The sequence below is a fragment of the Mesorhizobium sp. M0514 genome (genome assembly GCF_040321145.1).
Classification (GTDB): Bacteria; Pseudomonadota; Alphaproteobacteria; order Rhizobiales; family Rhizobiaceae; genus Mesorhizobium.
Genome location: NZ_JAMYQZ010000008.1, coordinates 18,838 through 40,731, shown reverse-complemented (window position 1 = coordinate 40,731; position 21,894 = coordinate 18,838). Strand labels below are relative to the sequence as shown.

The following is a 21,894-nucleotide window of genomic DNA, read 5'->3' as shown; positions in this document are numbered from 1 at the left end:
GTCCTACCCTTGCGCGCCCTGCTCGCCACGCGATCTCGCGACGTAAGGCAGCACGAACATGTAGAGGCCACTGAACAGCAGCAGGAAGAGCGGCAGCAGCGGCGAATAGACCACCCAGGCCGGAGGTTGCCCGAACGCCATGGTGATGAAATTGGCTGCCACGGTCAGCGTGAAGATGATCGACAGCCAACGATGGGTTTGACGTATCCATTTGCTCAAGTTCATTGCAACCCTCCTCTTGAAACCAGCGCCTACCAACGCGCCAGTTGGGTGATCTGGATGAGATTGCCGCAGCTGTCGTTGAGCTGGGCGATGGTCGAGCCGGTCACTTCTGTCGGCGCCGTGGCGAACGCACCGCCGCGTCCCTTGATGCGCTCGTAATCACCCTTGACGTCGTCGGTGAACAGCATGAGCGCGGGCTGCCCCTGCTTGAAGATGGCCTGCTGGTAAGCCTTGGCGGCCGGATTGTCGTTGAGCGCGAGTTGCAGTTCGGTTCCCTCGGGCTCATCGGGTGAGGTGACGGTCAGCCAACGAAAAGGCCCATTGCTGAAGTCGGCCTTCACGGCAAAGCCCAGCACGTCGGTGTAGAAGCGCAGTGCGTTGTCCTGGTTGTCCACATAGACGCTGGTCAGCTTGATCTTCATCGATTTGTCCTTTTTGCATTCGGTGTCCCGCGATCACGGCATGGTACCGACAGGCTTCAATCCGGCTTCGCCAGAAGCTGCTCCAGCTTGGTGAGGAATTGCTGCCACCCGGCCCTGGCTCCGCCATAGGCCTGCTTCTGGCTCGGATGGAAACCCGACTGCTCGACGCGCAGATGGGTCCCCTTGCTGGTGGGCGTGAGCGTGAACGTCACCACGCTCTTCAGATTGTAGGCGGCATCCTCATGCGCAAAATCCCAGCTGTAGGACAGCGTCCTGTTTTGCTCGATGGCCAGCACCTCGCAGTCGAGCACGCCGCCCCAGTCGCCGCGAAGATTGAAGCTGTGGCCGACGACAGGCTTGAAATCGTTCTTCATGAGCCAATCCTCCATCAGATGCGGCTGCGTCAACGCGCGCCAGATCTTCTCCGCCGGCCAGGATATTTCACGTTCGACGACGACGGTGCGCAGCTCGGGATTGCTCACTGGTCCATCCTTTTCAGCAGGTTCTCGAGATCATCGAAGCGGCTCTCCCAGAATCCTGTCATTTGAACTGTCCAGTTGGTCAGCGGACCAAGTGCCTCGGGCTGCGCGCTGTAGTGGGTTTGGCGTCCGGCGTGGCGGTCACGCACCAGGCCGGCCAGCTTCAGGACGCCGAGATGCTTCGACACCGCCGGTTGCGAGACCCCGGACTGCGCCGTCAGCGCCCCCACGGTCTGCTCACCTTGGCGGCACAAGCGCTCGAAGATGGCCCGCCGGGTCGGGTCGGCAAGCGTTCTGAACAAAGTATCGTGGGCGTCCGGCATCGGGATCAATAACCTGCGAGCTATTGATTGACGTATAACCGCCGGGATATGGATGAGTCAAGTGCGCTGGCGGAATGGATCGAGATTAAAGCGCAGACGCGACCTGCCGCAGGCGCACGCCTGCAGGATTACGATCGGATCGTTTGGATCTTTCAAAGAGTTGACCGGCACCGTCGCAGCAGCGACGGCGCCCAGGCGCTTAGTTCGTCACCGGAGCGCGCTTCTTTTTCTTGCCGGACTTCTTGTCCACGGCCGCCGGCGCGGTGTCGTCATAGCCGGCATAGACAGTGTAATCCCGGGCGGAGGGTTCGGGCACGACGACGTTGGGATCGGTGAACACGAACTGGGTGGCGGTCGAGGGATCGCTGACCTGGATCTGATAGGGGTGGATCTGCGAATAAAGTACGTCGGGGCCGTGCATGACGGCAATGCGGATCGGCATGGTGATGGTGCCGGGGGCGAACAGCGGTCCCGGCACGATCTTGCCGGCAACCCCAACCTTCATCGTCAACTGGCCGTTGGCACGGCTGCAATCGCGGCTCACATCGCTGATCGAGGCCTGGTAGATGATCTTGGCCGGATCCTTGTTCGGATCGACGATGGAGCCGTCAGGCGCCGTCTGCGCGGCGGCAGCGGCCTCGGCATCCTGTGTTGCATCAGCCTTTTTCTTTTTCGGCTGCGGCGCGCCCTTGGCGTAGGTATTGAAGTATGCGGTGCCGTCACGCACCGTCACTTTCGGGCAGTAGGCCTGCAACTGGCTGGCGAGAACCTTGGGATCCTGAGGCGGTATTGGCGCATTCGGGTCGGTCTTCTTGCCGAAACCGAGATTGAGGATGCCATTGTCGCTCGATTGGCAACCGGCGGCGGCAAGCATAAAGCCCGTCAGCACCAGACCCGCGACAAAGCGACGGTTGAACTTATGAAACGCCATGAAACTGCACTTCCCTCTCGCAAAGTTGGTGACGTATAGCAACGCCACGGCAAAAATGCGACTGAGGCGGCTCGGAAAATTAACCAATTGCCGTGGATGAAACCGGCGGCAGCAATGGACCTTTGACGATGCGCTATGTGAGTACCCGCGGGGATGCGCCCGTGCTTGGATTTGCCGATGCGGTGCTGGCGGGGCTGGCCCGCGACGGCGGGCTTTATGTGCCGCAGACATGGCCGCAGTTTTCGGCAGCCGAGATCCGCACCATGCGCGGCCTGCCCTATGCGGACCTCGCCATCCGCGTGCTGACGCCCTTCCTCGGCGGCGAGATCGCCGCACCCGTCTTCGAGCGCCTGGTGCGAGAAGCCTATGCCACCTTCCGCCACCGGGCCGTCTGCCCGCTGGTGCAGACCGGCGCCAACACGTTCATCCTCGAGCTCTTCCACGGTCCGACACTGGCCTTCAAGGACGTTGCCATGCAGCTGCTTGCCCGGCTGATGGACCATGTACTGACTGAGCGTGGCCAGCGCGCCACCATCGTCGGCGCGACCTCGGGTGACACTGGCGGCGCCGCCATCGATGCCTTCGCCGGCCGCGACCGAACTGACATTTTCGTGATGTTCCCGCATGGCCGCGTCTCGCCGGTGCAGCAGCGGCAGATGACGACATCGACTGCCGCCAACGTCCAGGCGCTGGCGATCGAAGGCAATTTCGACGATTGCCAGGGCCTGCTGAAGGATATGTTCAACGATCATCGTTTTCGTGATCGCGTGTCGCTGTCGGGCGTCAATTCGATCAACTGGGCCCGCATCATGGCCCAGATCGTCTATTATTTTTCCTCGGCGCTTTCGCTCGGCGCGCCGGACAGGCCGGTCTCCTTTACCGTGCCGACCGGCAATTTCGGCGATATTTTCGCCGGTTACGCCGCCAAGAAGATGGGCCTGCCGATCGAGCGGCTGATCGTCGCCACCAACGACAACGACATATTGGCGCGCACTTTCGCGACCGGTGAATACCGCACCAAGGGTGTGTTTGCGACGACGTCGCCATCGATGGACATCCAGGTATCGTCGAACTTCGAGCGACTGCTGTTCGAGGCCTGCGACCGTAACGCAGAGACGGTGCGGCGTTACATGGCCGGCCTCAAGCAATCCGGCGCCTTCACCATCGAGACCGCAGAAATCGACCGGATGCGGTCCGAATTCGACGCCGGACGCGCTGATATGGACGAGGTTGCCGCCACCATCCGTTCAACGCTCGAATCCAGCAATTATCTGCTCGATCCGCACACGGCCGCGGCCGTGCATGTCGCCGCCGGCAAGGCTGACGGTGCAGTGCCGATGGTGGTGCTGGGCACGGCGCACCCGGCCAAGTTCCCGGCCGCGGTCGAAGCCGCCTGCGGCGTGTCGCCGGCCCTGCCCGCATGGCTGGGGTCCTTGATGTCAGCCGACGAAAAGTACACGGTACTTCCATCCGACCTGAAAATGGTGGAAGATTACGTGAGCCGCCACTCAAGGGCAGCGCGTTAGGGAGTACTTGCCATATGGGTGTTGAGGTAAGCCGTCTGTCGAACGGCCTGACAGTCGCCACCGAAACCCTTCCAAGCCTCGAATCCGTTGCCCTTGGCGCCTGGGTCAAGTCCGGCGCCCGCAATGAGCGTGACGACGAGCACGGAATGGCCCATCTGCTCGAGCATATGGCCTTCAAGGGTACGAAAAGGCGGACGGCCTTCGAGATCGCCTCGGAAATCGAGGATGTCGGCGGCGAGATCAATGCCGCCACATCAGTCGAGACGACGTCCTATTACGCCAGGGTGCTGTCCGACGATGTGCCGCTGGCGGTGGATATCCTTGCCGATATCCTGCAGGAGTCCGAATTCGACCCAGAGGAACTGGAGCGCGAGCAGCATGTGATCCTGCAGGAGATCGGCGCCGCGCACGACACGCCCGACGACATCGTCTTCGACCGTTTCACCGAGACCGCCTTCCGCCACCAGACGATCGGCCGCTCGATCCTCGGCACGCCGGAAACCGTCAAATCCTTCACCTCCAAACAGCTGCATGATTTCATAGAGCGCCAGTATGGCGCCGAGAAGATGGTGATCGTGGCGGCAGGCGACATTAAGCACGACAATTTCGTGCGCGAGGTCCAAAAGCAGCTCGGCGGTTTCCGCAGCAAGTCCGACAGCACGATGCCGCAATATGCGCAGTATGTCGGCGGCGATTTCCGCGAGGATCGCGACCTGATGGACGCGCAGATCGTGCTCGGCTTCGAAGGCCGAGCCTATCATGTGCGCGATTTCTACGCTTCGCAGGTGCTGTCGATGATCCTCGGCGGCGGCATGTCGTCCCGGCTGTTCCAGGAGGTCCGCGAAAAGCGTGGCCTGTGCTATTCGGTCTATGCCTTCCACTGGGGTTTTTCCGATACCGGCATCTTCGGCGTTCATGCCGCGACCGGGCAGAGCGACATTGCCGAACTGGTTCCGGTCATTATCGACGAGCTGCAGAAGGCCGGCGAGAATATCCTTCAGGAAGAGCTCGACCGCGCCCGCGCGCAATACCGCGCCGGCCTGATCATGTCGGCTGAAAGCCCGGCCAGCCGCGCCTCGCAGATCGCCAGGCAGCTGCTTCTGTTCGGCCGGCCGATCGCCAAGGAGGAGTTGATGGAACGGCTGTCGGCGCTGACCGTCGAGCGGCTGACCGACCTTTCGTCCCGGCTGTTTTCGACCAAGCCGACGCTGACCGCGGTTGGACCGGTGGGTACGCTCGCGCCCTATGAGGCGATTCTCGATTCGCTTGCGGGCACGCACACCACGGCCCGCAAGCTCGCCGTCTAAGCCTTCAAGCGCCGGTGTTCGCGCTCCCTTTCTTTCGCCGTGACCTGCCGGCACTGAAAGGCGACCGGGTCATGCTGCGCGTGCCCTACACCAACGACTATCGCGAATGGTCGGCGGTGCGCGGCGAAAGCCGTGCCTTCCTCGAACCGTGGGAGCCGCGCTGGACGCCCGATGAACTCGACCGCACCGCCTGGCGGCTGCGCATCGGCCGCTACCGCGAAGACTATGCGCAGGGAACCGCCATCGCCTTCTTCATCTTCGAGAAGGCGAGCGGCAAGCTTGCAGGCGGCATTACGCTCGGCAATATCCGCCACGGCGTCTCGCAAAGCGGCCATGTCGGCTACTGGATCGGGGAGCGGTTCGGCGGCCGCGGCCTGATGACCGACGCGGTCAAGGTGGTCTGCCGCTTCGCCTTCGATACGCTGAGGTTGCACCGGATCGAAGCTGCCTGTATTCCCGACAATGTCCGGTCGATCCGCGTGCTTGAAAAAGCCGGATTCCGGCGCGAAGGACTTCTGCGATCCTACCTCAGGATCAACGGCATCTGGCAGGACCACTACCTCTACGCCCGGATCGCGGACGATCCGCCGGGCGCTGGAACGAAGGACTGATTTTTGACGAATTTCCTGCGAAACGGGTCGCTGTTGGCCTTTGTTCTGGCGGTTGTCGTCACGCTTTGCGCGGCGCTCCCGGCCTTCGCCGTCGAACCGATCAAGATTGCCCGCGACGATGTCGCGCTCGACCTGTCGCGCGCCGTCCAGATCTACGTCAATCAGGGCGAAAACTTCCAGGTGTCGACCGCGCCCGGTCCCGACGGCATCGTGCGGCGCATCGAGGTCGAGGCCAATGACGCGCGCTCGAGCGGCGACTGGGCGGTGTTCGCGCTCGCCAACACCACCGACCAGCAGCTCGACCGGCTGATCGTGGCGCCGCATTTCCGGCTGGTGAATTCCGGCATCTTCTGGCCCGATCTCGGCGCCACCCGCATCGCCGCGATCACCCCCAGCGAGGGCTTCGCGCTCGACCGCCAGTCAAGCTCCGACGCCGACGTGTTCCGGGTGACGCTGAACCCGGGAACGGTGATCACCTTCATCGCCGAACTCGCCTCGCCGAAGCTGCCGCAGGTCTATCTATGGGAGCCGGAAGCCTACAAGGACTCGGTCAATTCCTATACGCTGTTCCGCGGCATCGTTATCGGCATCGCCGGGCTGCTGGCGCTCTTCCTGACCATCCTTTTCGTCGTCAAGGGAACCTCGATGTTTCCGGCGACAGCCGCACTTGCGTGGGCGGTACTTGCCTATATCTGCGTCGATTTCGGCTTTCTAAACAAGATCATAGAGATATCGCCCGGGAACGAGCAGATGTGGCGGGCGGGAACGGAGGTGGCGCTTGCGGCGACCTTCGTGGTGTTCCTGTTCGCCTATCTCAACCTCAACCGGTGGCACGGCCATTTCAGCTATGGCGCGCTGGTCTGGATCCTCGGTCTGGTGCTGATTGCGGGTGTGGCCATCATCGATCCGGCCGTCGCCGCCGGTATTGCCCGGCTGTCCTTTGCCGCCACCGCGCTGACCGGGCTCGGCCTCATCATCCTGCTCGGTCTTCGTGGTTACGACCGTGCGATCATGCTGGTGCCCAGTTGGGTGATGGTGCTGCTATGGCTGTGCGGGTCGTGGATGGCAATCACCGGCATGCTCGACAACGACATCGCCCAGCCGGCATTGGGCGGCGGGCTGATCCTGATCATCCTTTTGATCGGCTTCACCGTCATGCAGCATGCCTTTGCCGGCGGCGCGCTGCATCAGGGCCTGTTCTCCGATCTTGAGCGCCAGGCGCTGGCCGTCGCCGGCTCCGGCGACACGGTGTGGGACTGGGACGTGCTGCGCGACCGCGTCGTCACTAAGCCCGACGTCAGCATCCAGCTTGGCCTGGCGCCCAACAGCCTGGGGGGTGCGGCCCGCAACTGGCTGCCGGTGCTGCATGCCGACGACCGCGACACGTTCCGCACCACCCTCGACGTGGTGCTCGAACATCGGCGCGGCCGGGTCTCGCAGAATTTCCGCCTGCGCGGCGCCGACGGGCACTACCACTGGTTCTTGCTTCGGGCGCGGCCGGTGATCGGCTCGGACGGCGAAGTGATTCGCTGCGTCGGCACCATGGTCGACGTCACCGAGCAGAAAAAGTCCGAGGAAAGGCTGCTGCACGATGCCGTTCACGACAATCTGACCGGCCTGCCCAACCGCGAACTTCTGATGAACCGGCTGGAAGCCATCATCTCGATCGCGCGCACCGAAGAGAAGGTGCGCCCCACCGTCTTCGTCATCGACATCGACCGCTTCAAGCAGGTCAATGACGGGCTTGGCATCTCGGCCGGCGACACCATCCTGCTCACCATTGCGCGCCGCTTGCACCGGCTGTTGAAACCGAAGGATTCGCTGTCGCGCTTTGCCGGTGACCAGTTCGCCCTGATGCTGCTCTCGGAACAGGAACCCTCCCGCATCGCGGCGGTGGCAGACGCCATCAAGCACGCCATCAACAACCCGATCACCTTCGCCAAGCGCGAGATCGTGCTGACTGCCTCGATCGGCCTGATCACCTGGACCTCGGCGCAGACTTCGGCAGAAGACATGGTCAAGGACGCCGAGCTTGCCATGCACCAGGCCAAGCGCTTCGGCGGCGACAGGATCGAGCCGTTCCGGCCGGCCTTCCGCACCGTCGGCACCGACCGGCTGCAATTCGAATCCGATCTGCGCCGCGCCATCGAGCGGCGCGAATTCACCCTTGCCTACCAGCCGATCGTGCGGCTGGAGGACGGCAGCATTGCCGGCTTCGAAGCGCTGCTGCGTTGGGACCATCCGCGCCGCGGCATGATCCCGCCCGGCGATTTCATTCCGGTCGCCGAAAGCTGTGGCCTGATCGTGCAGCTTGGGCTGTTTGCCATGCAGCAGGCGGCCGAAGACCTCGCCGGCTGGCAAAAGCAGATCGGCGACACCCCGCTGTCGGTGTCGGTCAATCTGTCCAGCCGCCAGCTGATCCGCCGCGACCTGGTCAGCGATGTCCGCTCGGTCATCGCCCGCGCCAATCTGAAGCCGCGCTGCTTCCGGCTCGAACTTACCGAATCGCTGGTCATGGACAATCCAGAGCAAACCTCGCATGTGCTGACCAAGCTCAAGCAGCTCGGCATCGGCCTGTCGCTGGACGATTTCGGCACCGGCTATTCCTCGCTCGCCTATCTGACCCGCTTCCCCTTCGACACCATCAAGATCGACAAGAGCTTCGTCGACGACGCGACGCCGAAGCGGGCGGTGCTGCTCAAATCCATGGTCAACATGGCGCATGAACTCGGCCTGTCGGTGGTGGCCGAGGGCATTTCCGACGAAAGCGATGCGCTGGAATTGCGCCAGATGGGCTGCGAATATGTGCAAAGCTTCATGTTCGGCGCGCCGATGCCAGGCGACCAGGTGCTGAAGGCGTTGAAAGAGCAGTACCCGATGACGCAGGCGTGACGGGTGAGGCATGCGTCGTGCAGGCGCGTGGTTACATTGGAATGAACCCCTGAAGCGACCGCGCCTTCGTCATCCTAGGGCGAAGCAAGGAGCGCAGCGACGCGGCGCAGACCTTAGGATGGCGAAAGTGGCGGGCGGCTTCGGCTAGTCGCGAAGGTTCGGCGGAACGTCGGCGAAGGCGAGGCCTCAGGCGTGCCCCGCGGCCAGGCTCAAATGCGCCAGATCAATCCCGATCGATGCCAGGATGCGGTCGTACTTCCGCTCGATGTCGGCGTCGAACAGCAGCTCCGGCGTGGCCGGACAGGTCAGCCAGCCATTCTCGGCGATCTCGGTTTCCAGCTGGCCGGCGCCCCAGCCGGAATAGCCGAGCGCCATCAACGCGCGCCGCGGGCCGCGGCCGGACGAGATGGCGCGCAATATGTCGACCGTCGCGGTCAGGCAGATATCGTCGGAGACGGTGAGCGAGGATTCCACCCGGTAGTCGCCCGAGTGCAGGACGAAGCCGCGGCTGCGGTCCACCGGGCCGCCATTGCGCACGACGAAGTCGCGGGCCTGCGCCGGCAGCCTGATCGCCTCCTGCTCGTTCATGATGCCGAGCTGCACCAGAAGATCGGGAAACAGCATCTGTTGCGTCTGGTTGATGATCAGGCCCATGGCGCCTTCATCGCTGTGCGCACAGATGTAGATGACCGAGCGCGTGAAGCGATCGTCCTTCATGCCGGGCATGGCAATCAGAAACTGGTCGTCAAGAAAGCCGCGTCCACCGGCCGTCTTTTTGTGGCGCAACAAGTCCATGGACTGGAGCGTAACGCGTTTCCGGGACGCCGAAAAGATGCGCCGCGTGCGATTCGGCCAAAGCCCAACGGTTGGAACAACGGAATCTTGACTGCGAACTTCACTCGGCCGATTGCTTGAAGCCAACTGTTCCTTGCCCGAAGGTCACGCAAATATGATACGCAGAGCGCCATGAAAACATTGCGCGGCCATGAACTGACGATCAAATCAACGCCATGCAAAGCTTGAATATCCTGCTGCTCGGTATTGCTATCGGATGCGGAGCAGTCCTGCCCGCCGCCGCCTCCTCGTCGGAATGGTACAACAGCGAAGGCGGCAAGGTGCGGCTGGTGACAACAGGCAAGGCCGACGAGGCCGGTCGCATACAGGGCGTGCTCGACATCGCGCTCAAGCCCGGCTGGAAAACTTATTGGCGCGATCCGGGCGACGCCGGCGTGCCGCCGCAGATCGACGTTTCGGCCAGCACCAACATCACCGATGCGGCGTTTTCCTTCCCGCCGCCGCAGCGCCATGACGACGGCTACGGCAAATGGGCCGGCTACAGCCATCCGGTCTCGCTGCCGGTGACATTCACTTTGTCGTCGCCTGGGGATGCGGCCGTCATCGATGCCGACATCTTTCTTGGCATCTGCGAGACGATCTGTATTCCGGTGCAGACGCGGCTGAGCGTCGATCCCGCCGCCGATCCCGACAATGCCGAGGATGCGGCGCTGGTGAAGGCTGCACTCGCCACCTTGCCCGCGCCTGCCAAGCCCGATTTCGGGATCAAGGTGCTGCCGGGCGACCATGAGACGCTGATGGTCGAGGCGACTTTTCCCGGAGATCCGGAGGCGGCGGATTTATTCGTCGCCGGGGGACGCGATTATATGTTCGGGGCGCCTGCACGCAGCGAAAAGGACGGCCGGCTGGTATTTACCATTCCGATCCTCGACCGGCCGTCGACGACACCGACCGATGGCGGGTTGTATTACACCCTGACAAGTGCCGAAGGCGCGGTCGAGGGCGTTCTGCCGTTCCCCTGATACCGAACCCGATCAGGGCTTTCCCTTGATCCAGGCCTTGTCGGCGGTTGCGGGAGATGCCCGATTTCGCTATCGCAAGAAACCTTCCCTGCTTTTCACACGAGGACCATCATGACGATTGCCGTTGGCGACAAACTGCCCGATGCGACCTTCAAGGAAATGACCGCCGACGGCGCCAAGGTGATCACCTCGGCCGAGATTTTCGCGGGCAAGAAGGTCGTGCTGTTCGGCGTTCCAGGCGCCTTCACGCCGACCTGCAGCAACAATCATCTGCCGGGCTATCTCGAGAACCACGATGCCATCCTGGCCCGCGGCGTCGACACCATCGCCGTCGTCTCCGTCAACGATGTCCATGTCATGGGCGCCTGGGCCAATTTCACCGGCGGTCAAGGCAAGATCCTCTATCTCGCCGACGGCAATGGCGACTTCGCCAGGTCGATCGGCCTCGACTCCGACTATTCCAGCGGCGGCATGGGATTGCGCTCGAAGCGCTTCTCGATGATCGTCGACAACGGCAAGGTCACCGCGCTCAATGTCGAGACCAAGCCAGGAGTCGACACATCGGGTGCCGCTCACATTCTGAGCCAGCTCTAAACCGCAGCGGCCGCGTCGGCTCATGAGCGCCATGGCCTGACGACCACGCGCTTCCAGCCGGATTGCCTGCTTTGGGGGACATCGACGATGTTTGACATCATCTGGCGCAGCGTTGCGATCGGCATCGGCGCCACGGTGCTGATGGATCTTTGGGCGCTGTTCCTGCATCTGGCGCTCAGCCAGCCGCGGCCGAACTGGGGGCCGCCCGGCCGCTGGGTCTGGCACCTTAGGGAAGGCAAGGTTTTCCACGACGATATCGCCCAAGCCGCACCCTATGCGCATGAGCAGGCGCTGGGCTGGGCTTTCCACTATGTCACCGGCATCGTCTACGGCTTCATCCTGGTGGCGCTGGTGGGCACGGCATGGCTGGACGCGCCGACCTTCCTGCCGGCCTTCATCCTCGGCATGGTCACCATCGGCGCCGGCTGGTTCCTGCTGGCGCCCGGCATGGGCGCCGGCTGGGCTGCCTCAAAGCGCCCCAACGCGATGCAGATCCGCGCCTTCAATGTGATCTCGCACACGGTGTTCGCGCTCGGCCTCTACGGCACGGCCCTGCTGATCCGCTGAGGACAGGTTCTATCCGCTGGTCGCCAGCGGCTTCATCGCCGCTACGGTGTCGATGATCTCCTGACATCCGCTTTAGCGCGGCGCCAGACTGTCTATCGGCCGCCATCCGTGGACGACGCGGCGCGTGCCGACATCATAGGCGAAGTAATTGCCGCCGCCGGCCGGCTGATCCGCCTCGCGGCTGATTGCGCGATCGCTGAGCGAGAGCAGCAAGAGCGTTCCGACGCCGCCATGGCCGACGAAGGCAATGTCGCCGCCATCGGCAGCACCCAGCACCGTTTCGACCTCGCTGACAATGCGTTGCTGGGCATCGATGGCCCGCTCCCAGCCGCGGATGCTTTTGTGCGGGTTGGCGAAGAACTGGTCGGCGACCGCCTCGAACTCCGGCGGCGGCAGGAAGCCGGTTGCCGACCGATCGTTCTCATGCATGCGCTCCCGCACCTCGACCGCGAGGCCGAGGTGTTTGCCAAGAATCTCGGCGGTTTCGATCGCCTTGCGTTCGGCCGACGAGACGACCCGCCGGATCGACCCGACCCATGGCTGCTCGAGCATGGCTGATGCTCGAGCCCGTCCGATCTCGGACAGCCCCCAGTGCGGCACGGGAACGTTGGCATCGATCTGAACCTGGGGATGGGTGATGTAGTATACGATCGGCATGAGTGAGATCCCCTGCCGATAGCTTGAGCTCAATAGCTTTGGGTCGAGCGCCGTGCCCGTGGCGCCGCAGGCTGCTTCTCGGATGCCGCCGGCTTCAGCGCCGCCGCAGGCTTCGGCGCCACAGGTTTTAACGGACTCTTCTTGAACGGCGCCATGCCTTCCCTTGCGAGTTCGTCGGCGCGTTCGTTCTCGGTATGGCCGGCATGGCCCTTGACCCAGTTCCAGGTCACCTTGTGGCGCCGATTGGCCTCATCCAGCGCCTGCCACAGTTCACCGTTCTTGACCGGCTTCTTGTCGGCGGTCTTCCAGCCGTTTTTCTTCCAGCCGTGGATCCATTTGGAGATACCGTCCATGACATATTTGCTGTCGGTGTGAAGCTCGACGGAGCACGGCTCCTTCAGCGCATTCAGCGCCGAGATGGCGGCCAGCAGCTCCATACGGTTATTGGTCGTCTCGGCCTCGCCGCCCGACAATTCCCTGGTCTTGCCGTTGAAGCGCAGGATGGCGCCCCAGCCGCCGGGACCGGGATTGCCCGAGCAGGCACCGTCGGTGAAGATTTCAACCTGCTTGGTCATGTCAGTCCGTATTCCGAAGGCGACCTGATCGCGCGGTGGAAGCGCATGCGGCGGATATATTCGGTCGGATCGCGCTTCATGACCAGCCCGCCCTCGGGAACCGTCAGCCAGTCATAGAGCCGGGTCAGCATAAAGCGCAGCGCCGAGCCGCGCGAAAGCATCGGCAGCGCTGCTTTCTCGCCCTCGCTCAAAGGCCGCACGCTCTGATAGCCGGCCAGCAGCGCCGTGCCTTTGGTCAGGTTGAAGGAGAAATCCTTCTCGAAACACCAAGCATTGAGGCAGGTGGCGACGTCATAGGCGTAGAGGTCGTTGCAGGCGAAATAGAAGTCGATGAGGCCGGACAGTTTCTCGCCGAGGAAGAAGACATTGTCGGGAAACAGATCGGCATGGATGATGCCTGCCGGCAGGCCTTGCGGCCAATGGCGTCCGAAGTCGGCGAAATCCGCGTCGACCTCGGCCGCCAGTCCCGGCTCGACCTCGTCGGCGCGGTCGCGCGAGGCGTTCCACAATTTGCGCCAGCCCTCGATGGCCAGTGCGTTGTCACGCGTCATCGCAAAATCCTGGCCGGCGAGATGCAGGGCGGCGAGCGCCTTGCCGACCTCCGCGCAATGCGCCGCTGTCGGCCGCCGGAGCGACAGGCCTTCGAGGAAGGTGATGATGACCGCGGGACGGCCGGCCAGCGTGCCGATGACGGTGCCGTCATGCGCGGTCACCGGCAACGGGCAGGAAATGCCTTTGCGGGCGAGATGGCCCATCAGGCCGAGGAAGAACGGCAGGTCGGCCTTGTCGACGCGCTTCTCGTAGAGCGTCAGTATGTAAGAGCCGCTTGAGGTGTGCAGCAGGAAATTCGAATTCTCCGTGCCTTCGGCGATACCCTTGTAGGACAAGAGTTCGCCGACCGGATATGCCCTCAGGAACGCGCCGAGTTCGCCCTCATTGACGTCGGTGTAGACCGCCATGGGCTGTTCACGCGGCTCCGTTGACGAAGGCCATGTCGGCCCGCGTCAGTTCGACATCGCGCAGAACCCGCATGACTGGAAAATCCTCCGTTTCGGTGGCCGTGATCGCCAGGTCGATGTTCACCTCGAAGCGCTGGCGGAAGGCGTCGATGATCTCGTCGACGATGATCTCCGGCGCCGACGCGCCGGCAGACAGGCCGAGCGTCGAGATATTTGTGATGTCATTCCACGGAATTTCGGCGGCGCGCTGTACGAGAAGCGACATGGTGGCGCCGGCGCGCTCCGCCACTTCGACAAGACGGCGCGAATTGGAGGAATTGGGCGCACCGACGATCAGATAGAGATCGGCGCCGGCGGCGGTTTCCTTGACCGCTTCCTGGCGGTTGGTGGTGGCGTAGCAGATCGATTCGGCGGCCGGTGCATGCAGTTGCGGGAAGCGCTCCTGCAGCACCCGCAATATGCCGGCAGTGTCTTCGACCGACAACGTTGTCTGGCTTACGAAGCCGAGCGCTTCCGGGTCGGCGGGGGCAAAGGTCCCAGCGTCGGCTTCGGTCTCGATCAGCGTGACGGCGCCTTCAGCCAGTTGGCCCATGGTGCCGATCACTTCGGGATGGCCGGCATGGCCGATCAGAAGCACATGGCGGCCGAGCCGCTGATGGCGCATCGCCTGCTTGTGCACCTTGGACACCAGCGGGCAGGTGGCGTCGAGATAGAAGAGCTCGCGTGCCTTGGCGTCGGCCGGCACCGATTTCGGCACGCCGTGGGCCGAGAAGACAACCGGCGACTTGCGGTGCTCGGCCGGGATTTCCGAGAGTTCCTCGATGAAAACCGCGCCAAGGCTTTGCAGGCCCTCGACGACATAGCGGTTGTGCACGATCTCGTGGCGGACATAGACCGGCGCGCCGTATTTCTTCAACGCCAGCACGACGATCTGGATCGCGCGGTCGACACCGGCGCAAAAGCCGCGCGGCTGGCAGAGCCGGATCGTCAGCGGTGGTTTTGTGGCGGTCTGCAGCATGATTCCAGATCGGTTGATCGTATCGTTTGGCGAAATGAGGTGTGCACCCCTGCCCTGTCAAGGGCAGTTGGATCAGGTTGAATGGTCAACCTGATCTAACTCTTTGTTGGAGCATGATCTTGTCCGAAACCGGTTCCCACTTTTCGGGATCATGCTCTGGATCATTCAGTCTTTGCCGGACGGCGCAGCCTGATGATCAGAACCGCGGCAAGAGCCGCCGCCAGGCCATACCAGGTGAAGGCATATTGCAGATGAGAATTCGGCAGGTCGATGATGGTGACGCCGCCGACCGGCAGCCCGCCCGGGTTCGGCGTCTTGTCGGCGTCGATGAAGATCGGCACCAGCACGGCACCGGCCGGCAGGCCGGCACTCGCCGCCATGACGTCACGATCCTTCCAGTAGAAGATGTTCTTGGCCACGTCATTGTCGGGCAGCATCATCGACGGCTTGGCCGGCAGCGGGTTGCGCGCCAGGCCGGTGACCGTGACCTTGCCGGTCACCTGCCCTTGCGGGCGCTTGGCGGCATCCTTGACATCATAGGGAACGAAGCCGCGGTTGATCAGGACATAGCGGCCATCGTCGAGGGCCAGCGGGGTATAGACGTTGAAGCCGGCGTCGCCGTCCCATGTGGCGTAGAAATGCCGCTCGCCGGAGTGCAGGAACGTCCCGCTGACGGTGACCGGCGTGTAGTCGACATCACCGGTGGCGGCGAATTCCTTCTCGACGTCCGCCAACGGCTGCGGCGCTGAATGGGTGCGCTGGTCGATGGTCTGCAGAAGGGCTTCCTTCCAGTACAGGCGCTGCACCTGCCATGTGCCAAGCCCGAGCAGGATGACGAACACCACCAGGCCGAGGCCGAGCAGCAATGCCGTCTTCGGCCGCGAGCGGCCGGCGGGCTTGGTCAGCGCCTCGCTCATTGCCCCTGGTCCAGGCGGCCTTCGGCCGCCTTGTTGGCGTATTGAAGCGTCAGCAGCACCCCCTTGATCAACCTCAGCGCCGTCAGGCACAGTCCCACGGCCAGCGGTATCCAGATGATGAAATGCAGCCAGAGCGGCGGGCTCAGCGTGACCTCCACCCACAGCGCCAGCCCCACGACGATGAAGCCGATGATCAGGATGACGAACACCGCCGGGCCGTCGCCGGCATCGGCGTAGGAATAGTCGAGGCCGCAATTGTTGCAGCGCTTGCCGACGGTGAGGAAGCCGGAAAACAGCCGTCCTTCGCCGCAGCGCGGGCAGCGTCCGTGCAGGCCGGCCGAGATCGGCTCAATGGGTGGCCAGATCGCCCTATCTTCACTCATGGATAGTCATGCTTTACGGCTCGATTTCGATCAGCGTTCCATCCGGCACCATAGTCCAGATTTCGTCCATGTCGCAGTCGGTAACCCCAATGCAGCCATCGGTCCAGTCGACCAATTGAAGCAGCCAGCCCGACCAGCCGAATCCGTTGGCCATTGATGGGGCGCCGAAAAGAAGAAAGGCGACCGCGTTGCCGCGACCGCCCTTCTGATTTGTCGGTTCGGTGAAAGCCGTCAGTGGCCTTCGATCACCGCGCCGACCGATCCCCAGACGTAGATCGATGCGAACAGGAACAGCCAGACCACGTCGACGAAGTGCCAGTACCAGGCAGCCGCCTCGAAGCCGAAATGCTGCTTGGGCGTGAAATCGCCTTTCCAGGCGCGGATCAGGCAGACCAGCAGGAAGATGGTGCCGATGATGACGTGGAAGCCATGGAAGCCGGTCGCCATGAAGAAGGTGGCGCCGTAGATGGAATCCTTGAAGCCGAACGGAGCGTGCATGTACTCGTAGGCCTGCACCATGGTGAACAGCATGCCGAGGCCGACGGTCAGCACCAGGCCGTTGATCAGGCCCTTGCGGTCGCCATGGATGAGCGAATGGTGCGCCCATGTCACCGTGGTGCCCGACAGAAGCAGGATGATGGTGTTGTAGAGCGGCAGATGGAAGGGATCGAGGACTTCGAGACCCTTCGGCGGCCAGACGCCGCCAGTGAAAGCGGTGCGGGCGTAATTCTGCACTTCGCTCGGAAACAGGCTGGCATCGAAATAGGCCCAGAACCAGGCAACGAAGAACATCACTTCCGAAGCGATGAACATGATCATGCCGTAGCGCAGATGCAGCGACACGACGCGCGTGTGGTGGCCCTCATGCGCTTCCTTGATGGTGTCCGACCACCAGGCAAACATCGTGTAGAGGACGATGACCAGGCCGATGAAGAACAGCCATGGGTTCGCGATGTTGTGGCCGAAAATCGGAAAATCGCCGTTCTTGAGATACTGCATCAGGGCGACGCCGCCGACTGCAGTCACCAGCGCGCCGATCGACCCCAGGAAGGGCCACGGGCTCGGGTTGACGAGATGGTAGTCGTGTTGTGGTTTTGCGTGCGCGTCTGCCATATCAACCCCCGAGATTTGCTTCGGTATCTGAAACTTTGCTGCTGCTGTCCGGCGTCGATGACGCCACCGGCTTGTTCTTTTGGACCGGGAACATCGTGTAGGACAGGGTGATCGTCTTCAAGTCCTTCAGTTCCGGCACGTTGACGATATCGGGATCCACATAGAACACGACCGGCATGTCCAGCGTCTCGCCGGGCTTCAGCGTCGTGTCGGTGAAGCAGAAACACTCGACCTTGTTGAAGTAGGGGCCCGCCAGTTCCGGCTGCACGTTGAAGGTGGCGCGGCCGGTAACGGCGCGGTCGAACTTGTTGGTGGCGCTGTAATGCGCCTGCGTGGTCTCGCCGATCTTGATGGTGACCGAACGGGCGACCGGCTGGAACTGCCACGGAATGCCGTTGGTGTTGGCGTCGAAGCGCACGGTGATGTCGCGGTCGAGGATGCGGCCGGCATATTGCTTTTCGGCGCGCTGCGTCGTGCCGCCATAGCCGGTGGCCTGGCAGAACATCTTGTAGAGCGGCACCGCGGCGTAGGCCATGCCGATCATGCCGCCGAAGAAGGCGACGCAGACGGCGGCGACGACGCGGTTGGTGTTCTTCTTCCTGGGATCGGTCACGGTCTGGCGGGTCATCATCGGCCTCATCCGGTATGGCCGAATTTCACGATGGTCGCGACGTAGAAGATGACGACCAGAATCGCCAGCGCGACGCCGATCGCCGCCGAACGGTTGCGCCGCGCCTTCTTCTGGCTTTCGGTCAGCGTGACCAGTTCAAGCTTCTTGTCGATCATGGTCATGCTCCACCGATGGCCAAAGCGCGACCGACGACACAGTCGGCAAGATAGATGGCGAAGATGGCGAAGAGGTAGAGCAGCGAATAGGCGAACAGAGCCTTGGCCGGCTTCATGACGCGGTCGCTATCGGTCATGCACAGCACTTTCCAGGCATACCAGACGAAGCCGGCGCCGAGAGCCACTGATGCGACACCATAGATGGCGGTGGTGAAACCGAGCAACCAGGGCAGCACGCCGATCGGCGCCAGGATCAGGGCGTAGGCAAAGATCTGGCGGCGGGTCGAGGCCTGGCCGGCAACGTTCGGCATCATCGGGATGCCAGCCTTGGCGTAGTCGTCGGACTTGAACAGCGCCAGCGCCCAGAAGTGCGGCGGCGTCCACAGGAAGATGATCAGGAACAGGACGAGGCTTTCCAGGCTCACCGTTCCGGTCACCGCGGCCCAGCCGATGACCGGCGGGATGGCGCCGGCGGCGCCGCCGATGACGATGTTCTGCGGCGTCGAGCGCTTCAGCCACATCGTGTAGACGACGGCGTAGAAGAAGATGGTGAAGGCAAGCAGCGCCGCCGACAGCCAGTTGACCAGCACGCCCAGCGTCATCACCGACAGCACCGAAAGCACAAGGCCGAAGCTCAGGGCTTCGCCGGGCAGGATGCGGCCGGAGGGTACCGGGCGGCCGGCGGTCCGGCTCATTACCGCGTCGATGTCGGCGTCGTACCACATGTTGAGCGCACCAGAGGCGCCGGCGCCGATGGCAATGGCCAGGATGGCGATCACCGCCAGCAGCGGGTTGATGGTCACGGGTGCAGCGACCATGCCGACAAAGGCCGTGAACACCACCAGCGACATGACGCGCGGCTTCAGCAGGGCGAAGAAATCGCCCGACGTGGCTTCCGACATGCGAAAGCCCGCTTCGTCAATCATTGGGTCGTCGACAAGGGCCATGCGTACATAAGTCCAATCATTCCGTTGGCCGAAAACCGCCGGCGGGCCGGCGGTTTCGTATTCGGGCTGCCTTACTTGATCTTCGGCAGTTGTTCCCACTGGTGGAAGGGCGGCGGCGAAGGCAGCTGCCATTCGAGCGTCGTTGCACCCTCGCCCCACGGATTGGCGCCGGCGACGCGCTTCTTCTGGAAGGCCTCGAACACGCCATAGAGGAAGATCACCACGCCGACGGCCGATATATAGGAGCCGTAGGACGACACCATGTTCCAGCCGGCGAACGCGTCAGGATAATCGATGGTGCGGCGCGGCATACCGGCGAGGCCGAGGAAATGCTGCGGGAAGAAGATCAAATTGACGCCGACGAAGGTGACCCAGAAGTGGGTGTTGGCGATCACCGGCGAGTACATATAGCCGGTCATCTTGGGGAACCAGTAGTACCAGCCGGCGAAGATGGCGAAGACCGCGCCAAGCGACAGCACATAGTGGAAGTGGGCAATGACGAAATAGGTGTCATGCAGCGAGCGGTCGAGGCCCGCATTGGCGAGCTGGACGCCGGTGACACCGCCGACCGTGAACAGGAAGATGAAGCCCAGCGCCCACAGCATCGGCGTCTTGAACGAGATCGAGCCGCCCCACATCGTCGCGATCCAGGAGAAGATCTTCACGCCTGTCGGCACGGCGATGACCATGGTGGCAAAGACGAAATAGCGCTGCGTGTCGAGCGACAGGCCGGTCGTGTACATGTGGTGCGCCCAGACGATGAAGCCGACGGCGCCGATCGCGACCATGGCGTAGGCCATGCCGAGATAGCCGAACACCGGCTTCTTCGAGAAGGTCGAGACGATGTGGCTGATGATGCCGAAGCCCGGCAGGATCAGGATGTACACTTCGGGGTGACCAAAGAACCAGAACAGATGCTGGAACAGGATCGGATCGCCGCCGCCATCCGGGGCGAAGAAGGTGGTGCCGAAATTGCGGTCGGTAAGCAGCATGGTGATGCCACCGGCCAGAACCGGAAGCGACAAGAGCAGCAGGAAGGCGGTGATCAGAACCGACCAGGCAAATAGCGGCATTTTGTGCAGCGTCATGCCCGGCGCGCGCATGTTGAAAATGGTGGTGATGAAGTTGATGGCGCCGAGGATCGAGGACGCGCCGGCAATGTGGATCGACAGGATCGCCAGATCCATGGCCGGCCCGGGCTGGCCGGAGGTCGACAGCGGCGGATAGAGCGTCCAGCCGCCGCCAACGCCATAGGCGCCGGGCGCGCTCGGCATGAAAGCCGAAGCGATGAGCAGCAGGAAGGCCGGCGGCAGCAGCCAGAACGAGATGTTGTTCATGCGCGGGAAGGCCATGTCAGGCGCGCCGATCATGATCGGCACCATCCAGTTGGCGAAGCCGCCGATCAGCGCCGGCATGACCATGAAGAAGATCATGATCAGCGCGTGCGCGGTGCCGAAGGCGTTGTACATGCTCTTGCCGCCGTCGATGGCGGCATCGCCGTTCATGCCATAGACCATCTGCGCCAGACCGGTGAAGATCTGGATGCCCGGCTCCTGCAGCTCCATGCGGATGACGACCGAAAGCGCGCCGCCGACGATGCCCGCGAAGATCGCGAAGATCAGGTAGAGCGTGCCGATGTCCTTGTGGTTGGTGGAGTACACCCACCGGACCCAGCCATGATAGGGCTTGTGGTCGTGGTCGTCGTGAGCTGCAGCTTCTGCCATGGTCGGCTCCGTTCCCTAATTCTTGCTAACCCGCGGCATCAATTGCCGGCGGCCGCTACCTTGTTGGTACCGTCGACCTCGGCCATCAGCGCCTTGTTGGCGCCGGGGAGGTCGGTCTTGGCTGCTGCCAGCCAGGTCTTGTACTGCGCATCGGATACGACGCGGACGGCGATCGGCATGAAGGCATGGTCCTTGCCGCAGAGCTGCGAGCACTGGCCGTAATAGATGCCTTCCTTTTCCGCCTTGAACCACGTCTCGTTGGTGCGGCCGGGAACCGCGTCCATCTTGATGCCGAAGGCCGGCACGGCAAAGGAATGGATCACGTCGGCTGCGGTAACGAGGACGCGCGTCATGGTGTTGACCGGCACGACCAGCTCGTTGTCGACCGCCAGCAGGCGCGGATAGACCTTGCGGTCTTCCTTGCCGATCGCGGCGCGGTCGGCGTCCTGCAGGATGGCCGAGTTGAAGGAGAGCGTGTTCTCGGTCTGGTACTCATAGTCCCAGTTCCACTGATTGCCCGTTACCTTGACGGTCAGCTTGGCCTCTTCCGGCGGCGTGTACTGCGCCGTCAGCAGTTGGAACGAGGGAATGGCGATGAACAGCAGGACGACGACCGGCCCGACTGTCCAGATGATCTCGATCAGCGTGTTGTGACTGGTCTTTGACGGAACCGGGTTTTTGCTGGCGCGGAACCTGAAGATGCACCAGGCGAGAAGCGCCAGAACCAAAGCAGTGATCGGGACGACGAACCACATCGTGTAGTTCCCGAACCACTCGATCTGCCGCATCATGTCTGTCGCCGGCGGCTGAAAAGTCATCTCCCACGGCTGCGGCTGGGCCGCATGGGCGGAGGCACCGGCGAAAAATGCGGCGGCGGCGCCTGCCGTTGCCATCAATTTGGCGCTTGCTGGGAATTTTCTCATCGCCCTCTTCATCTCCCGGTTCCTCGCGATCGCGACGCAAGAATATCGAACAATGCCGGGATGGGAATCCCGGACAGTCCCAAGGGTGGTTCAAACCATACTCTATTTCCCTCCGCAAGAAAGGAGCGGGCGAAACCGTGCGGCATTTTTGCGCGCAAGTGCTGCCGCGCTGTTTCGACGGCCTCGTGGCCCGCGCGGGTC

26 protein-coding genes are annotated in these 21,894 nt (G+C 62.8%); 7 read left to right on the top strand and 19 right to left on the bottom strand.

Going from position 1 to position 21,894, the window contains the following annotated elements; genetic code table 11:
• Positions 1-3: 3 nt before the first annotated feature.
• From NKI61_RS05740 to NKI61_RS05720, 5 genes are all read right to left on the bottom strand, one after another.
• Positions 4-225, bottom strand: a complete 222-nt coding sequence (locus tag NKI61_RS05740; RefSeq protein ID WP_023668396.1) for a hypothetical protein — start codon at positions 223-225, stop codon at positions 4-6.
• A 26-nt stretch (positions 226-251) separates the two neighbouring features.
• Entirely contained in the window at positions 252-644 is a 393-nt protein-coding gene (locus NKI61_RS05735) for a VOC family protein (protein ID WP_023738493.1), read from the bottom strand.
• A gap of 56 nt (positions 645-700) precedes the next feature.
• The gene (locus NKI61_RS05730) at positions 701-1,126 is read right to left on the bottom strand and encodes an SRPBCC family protein (protein WP_352657872.1); all 426 of its coding nucleotides are present in this window, start codon (positions 1,124-1,126) and stop codon (positions 701-703) included.
• On the bottom strand, positions 1,123-1,446 hold the full coding sequence (locus NKI61_RS05725; RefSeq protein WP_023698528.1) for an ArsR/SmtB family transcription factor: 324 nt from the start codon (positions 1,444-1,446) through the stop codon (positions 1,123-1,125). Before NKI61_RS05725 ends, NKI61_RS05730 begins: the two co-directional genes overlap by 4 nt.
• A gap of 199 nt (positions 1,447-1,645) precedes the next feature.
• A complete protein-coding gene (locus NKI61_RS05720) occupies positions 1,646-2,377 on the bottom strand; it encodes a hypothetical protein (protein WP_352838990.1) in 732 nt (243 codons plus the stop codon).
• Between the two features lie 128 nt (positions 2,378-2,505).
• Between NKI61_RS05720 and thrC the strand changes: the two genes are divergently transcribed.
• The 4 genes from thrC to NKI61_RS05700 are packed head-to-tail and all read left to right on the top strand — an operon-like array spanning position 2,506 to position 8,713.
• A complete protein-coding gene (thrC, locus tag NKI61_RS05715; protein WP_352838989.1) occupies positions 2,506-3,903 on the top strand; it encodes a threonine synthase in 1,398 nt (465 codons plus the stop codon).
• A gap of 14 nt (positions 3,904-3,917) precedes the next feature.
• Complete coding sequence (locus NKI61_RS05710; protein ID WP_352838988.1) at positions 3,918-5,210, top strand: M16 family metallopeptidase; 1,293 nt, start codon at positions 3,918-3,920, stop codon at positions 5,208-5,210.
• A gap of 14 nt (positions 5,211-5,224) precedes the next feature.
• Positions 5,225-5,821: a GNAT family N-acetyltransferase gene (locus NKI61_RS05705; RefSeq protein ID WP_023668403.1), complete on the top strand. Its 597-nt coding sequence runs from the start codon at positions 5,225-5,227 to the stop codon at positions 5,819-5,821.
• Positions 5,822-5,824: 3 nt separating this feature from the next.
• A complete protein-coding gene (locus NKI61_RS05700; RefSeq protein ID WP_023706671.1) occupies positions 5,825-8,713 on the top strand; it encodes an EAL domain-containing protein in 2,889 nt (962 codons plus the stop codon).
• Between the two features lie 186 nt (positions 8,714-8,899).
• On the opposite strand, the gene NKI61_RS05695 is transcribed toward NKI61_RS05700, so the two are convergent.
• The gene (locus tag NKI61_RS05695) at positions 8,900-9,508 is read right to left on the bottom strand and encodes a YqgE/AlgH family protein (protein WP_023668405.1); all 609 of its coding nucleotides are present in this window, start codon (positions 9,506-9,508) and stop codon (positions 8,900-8,902) included.
• Between the two features lie 215 nt (positions 9,509-9,723).
• On the opposite strand from NKI61_RS05695, the gene NKI61_RS05690 reads away from it, so the two are divergent.
• The 3 genes from NKI61_RS05690 (at position 9,724) to NKI61_RS05680 (ending at position 11,691) form a co-directional block, all read left to right on the top strand.
• Entirely contained in the window at positions 9,724-10,530 is an 807-nt protein-coding gene (locus NKI61_RS05690) for a protein-disulfide reductase DsbD domain-containing protein (RefSeq protein WP_352838987.1), read from the top strand.
• A gap of 111 nt (positions 10,531-10,641) precedes the next feature.
• Complete coding sequence (locus NKI61_RS05685; protein ID WP_023698522.1) at positions 10,642-11,124, top strand: peroxiredoxin; 483 nt, start codon at positions 10,642-10,644, stop codon at positions 11,122-11,124.
• An 87-nt stretch (positions 11,125-11,211) separates the two neighbouring features.
• The gene (locus NKI61_RS05680; RefSeq protein WP_352519995.1) at positions 11,212-11,691 is read left to right on the top strand and encodes a DUF2938 domain-containing protein; all 480 of its coding nucleotides are present in this window, start codon (positions 11,212-11,214) and stop codon (positions 11,689-11,691) included.
• A 72-nt stretch (positions 11,692-11,763) separates the two neighbouring features.
• Here NKI61_RS05680 and NKI61_RS05675 read toward each other — a convergent pair whose 3' ends face one another.
• The 13 genes from NKI61_RS05675 to coxB all read right to left on the bottom strand — a co-directional run bounded on the left by NKI61_RS05675 (position 11,764) and on the right by coxB (position 21,705).
• A complete protein-coding gene (locus NKI61_RS05675) occupies positions 11,764-12,348 on the bottom strand; it encodes a histidine phosphatase family protein (RefSeq protein WP_023698521.1) in 585 nt (194 codons plus the stop codon).
• Between the two features lie 29 nt (positions 12,349-12,377).
• Positions 12,378-12,923, bottom strand: coding sequence for a ribonuclease HI (gene rnhA, locus NKI61_RS05670; protein ID WP_023698520.1), 546 nt, complete (start codon positions 12,921-12,923; stop codon positions 12,378-12,380).
• Entirely contained in the window at positions 12,920-13,882 is a 963-nt protein-coding gene (locus tag NKI61_RS05665; RefSeq protein WP_023698519.1) for a homoserine kinase, read from the bottom strand. Before NKI61_RS05665 ends, rnhA begins: the two co-directional genes overlap by 4 nt.
• A 7-nt stretch (positions 13,883-13,889) precedes the next feature.
• On the bottom strand, positions 13,890-14,900 hold the full coding sequence (gene ispH / locus NKI61_RS05660) for a 4-hydroxy-3-methylbut-2-enyl diphosphate reductase (RefSeq protein ID WP_023692071.1): 1,011 nt from the start codon (positions 14,898-14,900) through the stop codon (positions 13,890-13,892).
• A 161-nt stretch (positions 14,901-15,061) separates the two neighbouring features.
• Positions 15,062-15,817 (bottom strand): SURF1 family protein, encoded by a 756-nt coding sequence (locus tag NKI61_RS05655; RefSeq protein WP_023692072.1) that lies wholly within the window; start codon positions 15,815-15,817, stop codon positions 15,062-15,064.
• Positions 15,814-16,200, bottom strand: coding sequence for a DUF983 domain-containing protein (locus NKI61_RS05650; RefSeq protein WP_023685423.1), 387 nt, complete (start codon positions 16,198-16,200; stop codon positions 15,814-15,816). Before NKI61_RS05650 ends, NKI61_RS05655 begins: the two co-directional genes overlap by 4 nt.
• Positions 16,201-16,213: 13 nt before the next feature.
• A complete protein-coding gene (locus NKI61_RS05645) occupies positions 16,214-16,354 on the bottom strand; it encodes a L,D-transpeptidase family protein (RefSeq protein ID WP_023668415.1) in 141 nt (46 codons plus the stop codon).
• 77 nt (positions 16,355-16,431) lie between these two features.
• Positions 16,432-17,313: a cytochrome c oxidase subunit 3 gene (locus tag NKI61_RS05640; RefSeq protein WP_023668416.1), complete on the bottom strand. Its 882-nt coding sequence runs from the start codon at positions 17,311-17,313 to the stop codon at positions 16,432-16,434.
• Position 17,314: 1 nt separating this feature from the next.
• Positions 17,315-17,941: a cytochrome c oxidase assembly protein gene (locus NKI61_RS05635; RefSeq protein ID WP_023692073.1), complete on the bottom strand. Its 627-nt coding sequence runs from the start codon at positions 17,939-17,941 to the stop codon at positions 17,315-17,317.
• Positions 17,942-17,949: 8 nt separating this feature from the next.
• A complete protein-coding gene (locus NKI61_RS05630; protein ID WP_023668418.1) occupies positions 17,950-18,105 on the bottom strand; it encodes a cytochrome c oxidase system small membrane protein in 156 nt (51 codons plus the stop codon).
• Complete coding sequence (locus NKI61_RS05625) at positions 18,102-19,046, bottom strand: heme o synthase (protein ID WP_023692074.1); 945 nt, start codon at positions 19,044-19,046, stop codon at positions 18,102-18,104. The genes NKI61_RS05630 and NKI61_RS05625 overlap by 4 nt, the downstream gene beginning before the upstream one ends.
• A gap of 71 nt (positions 19,047-19,117) precedes the next feature.
• Positions 19,118-20,770, bottom strand: coding sequence for a cytochrome c oxidase subunit I (ctaD, locus tag NKI61_RS05620; protein ID WP_023668420.1), 1,653 nt, complete (start codon positions 20,768-20,770; stop codon positions 19,118-19,120).
• Positions 20,771-20,808: 38 nt separating this feature from the next.
• A complete protein-coding gene (gene coxB / locus NKI61_RS05615) occupies positions 20,809-21,705 on the bottom strand; it encodes a cytochrome c oxidase subunit II (RefSeq protein WP_050485823.1) in 897 nt (298 codons plus the stop codon).
• Positions 21,706-21,894 lie beyond the last annotated feature (189 nt).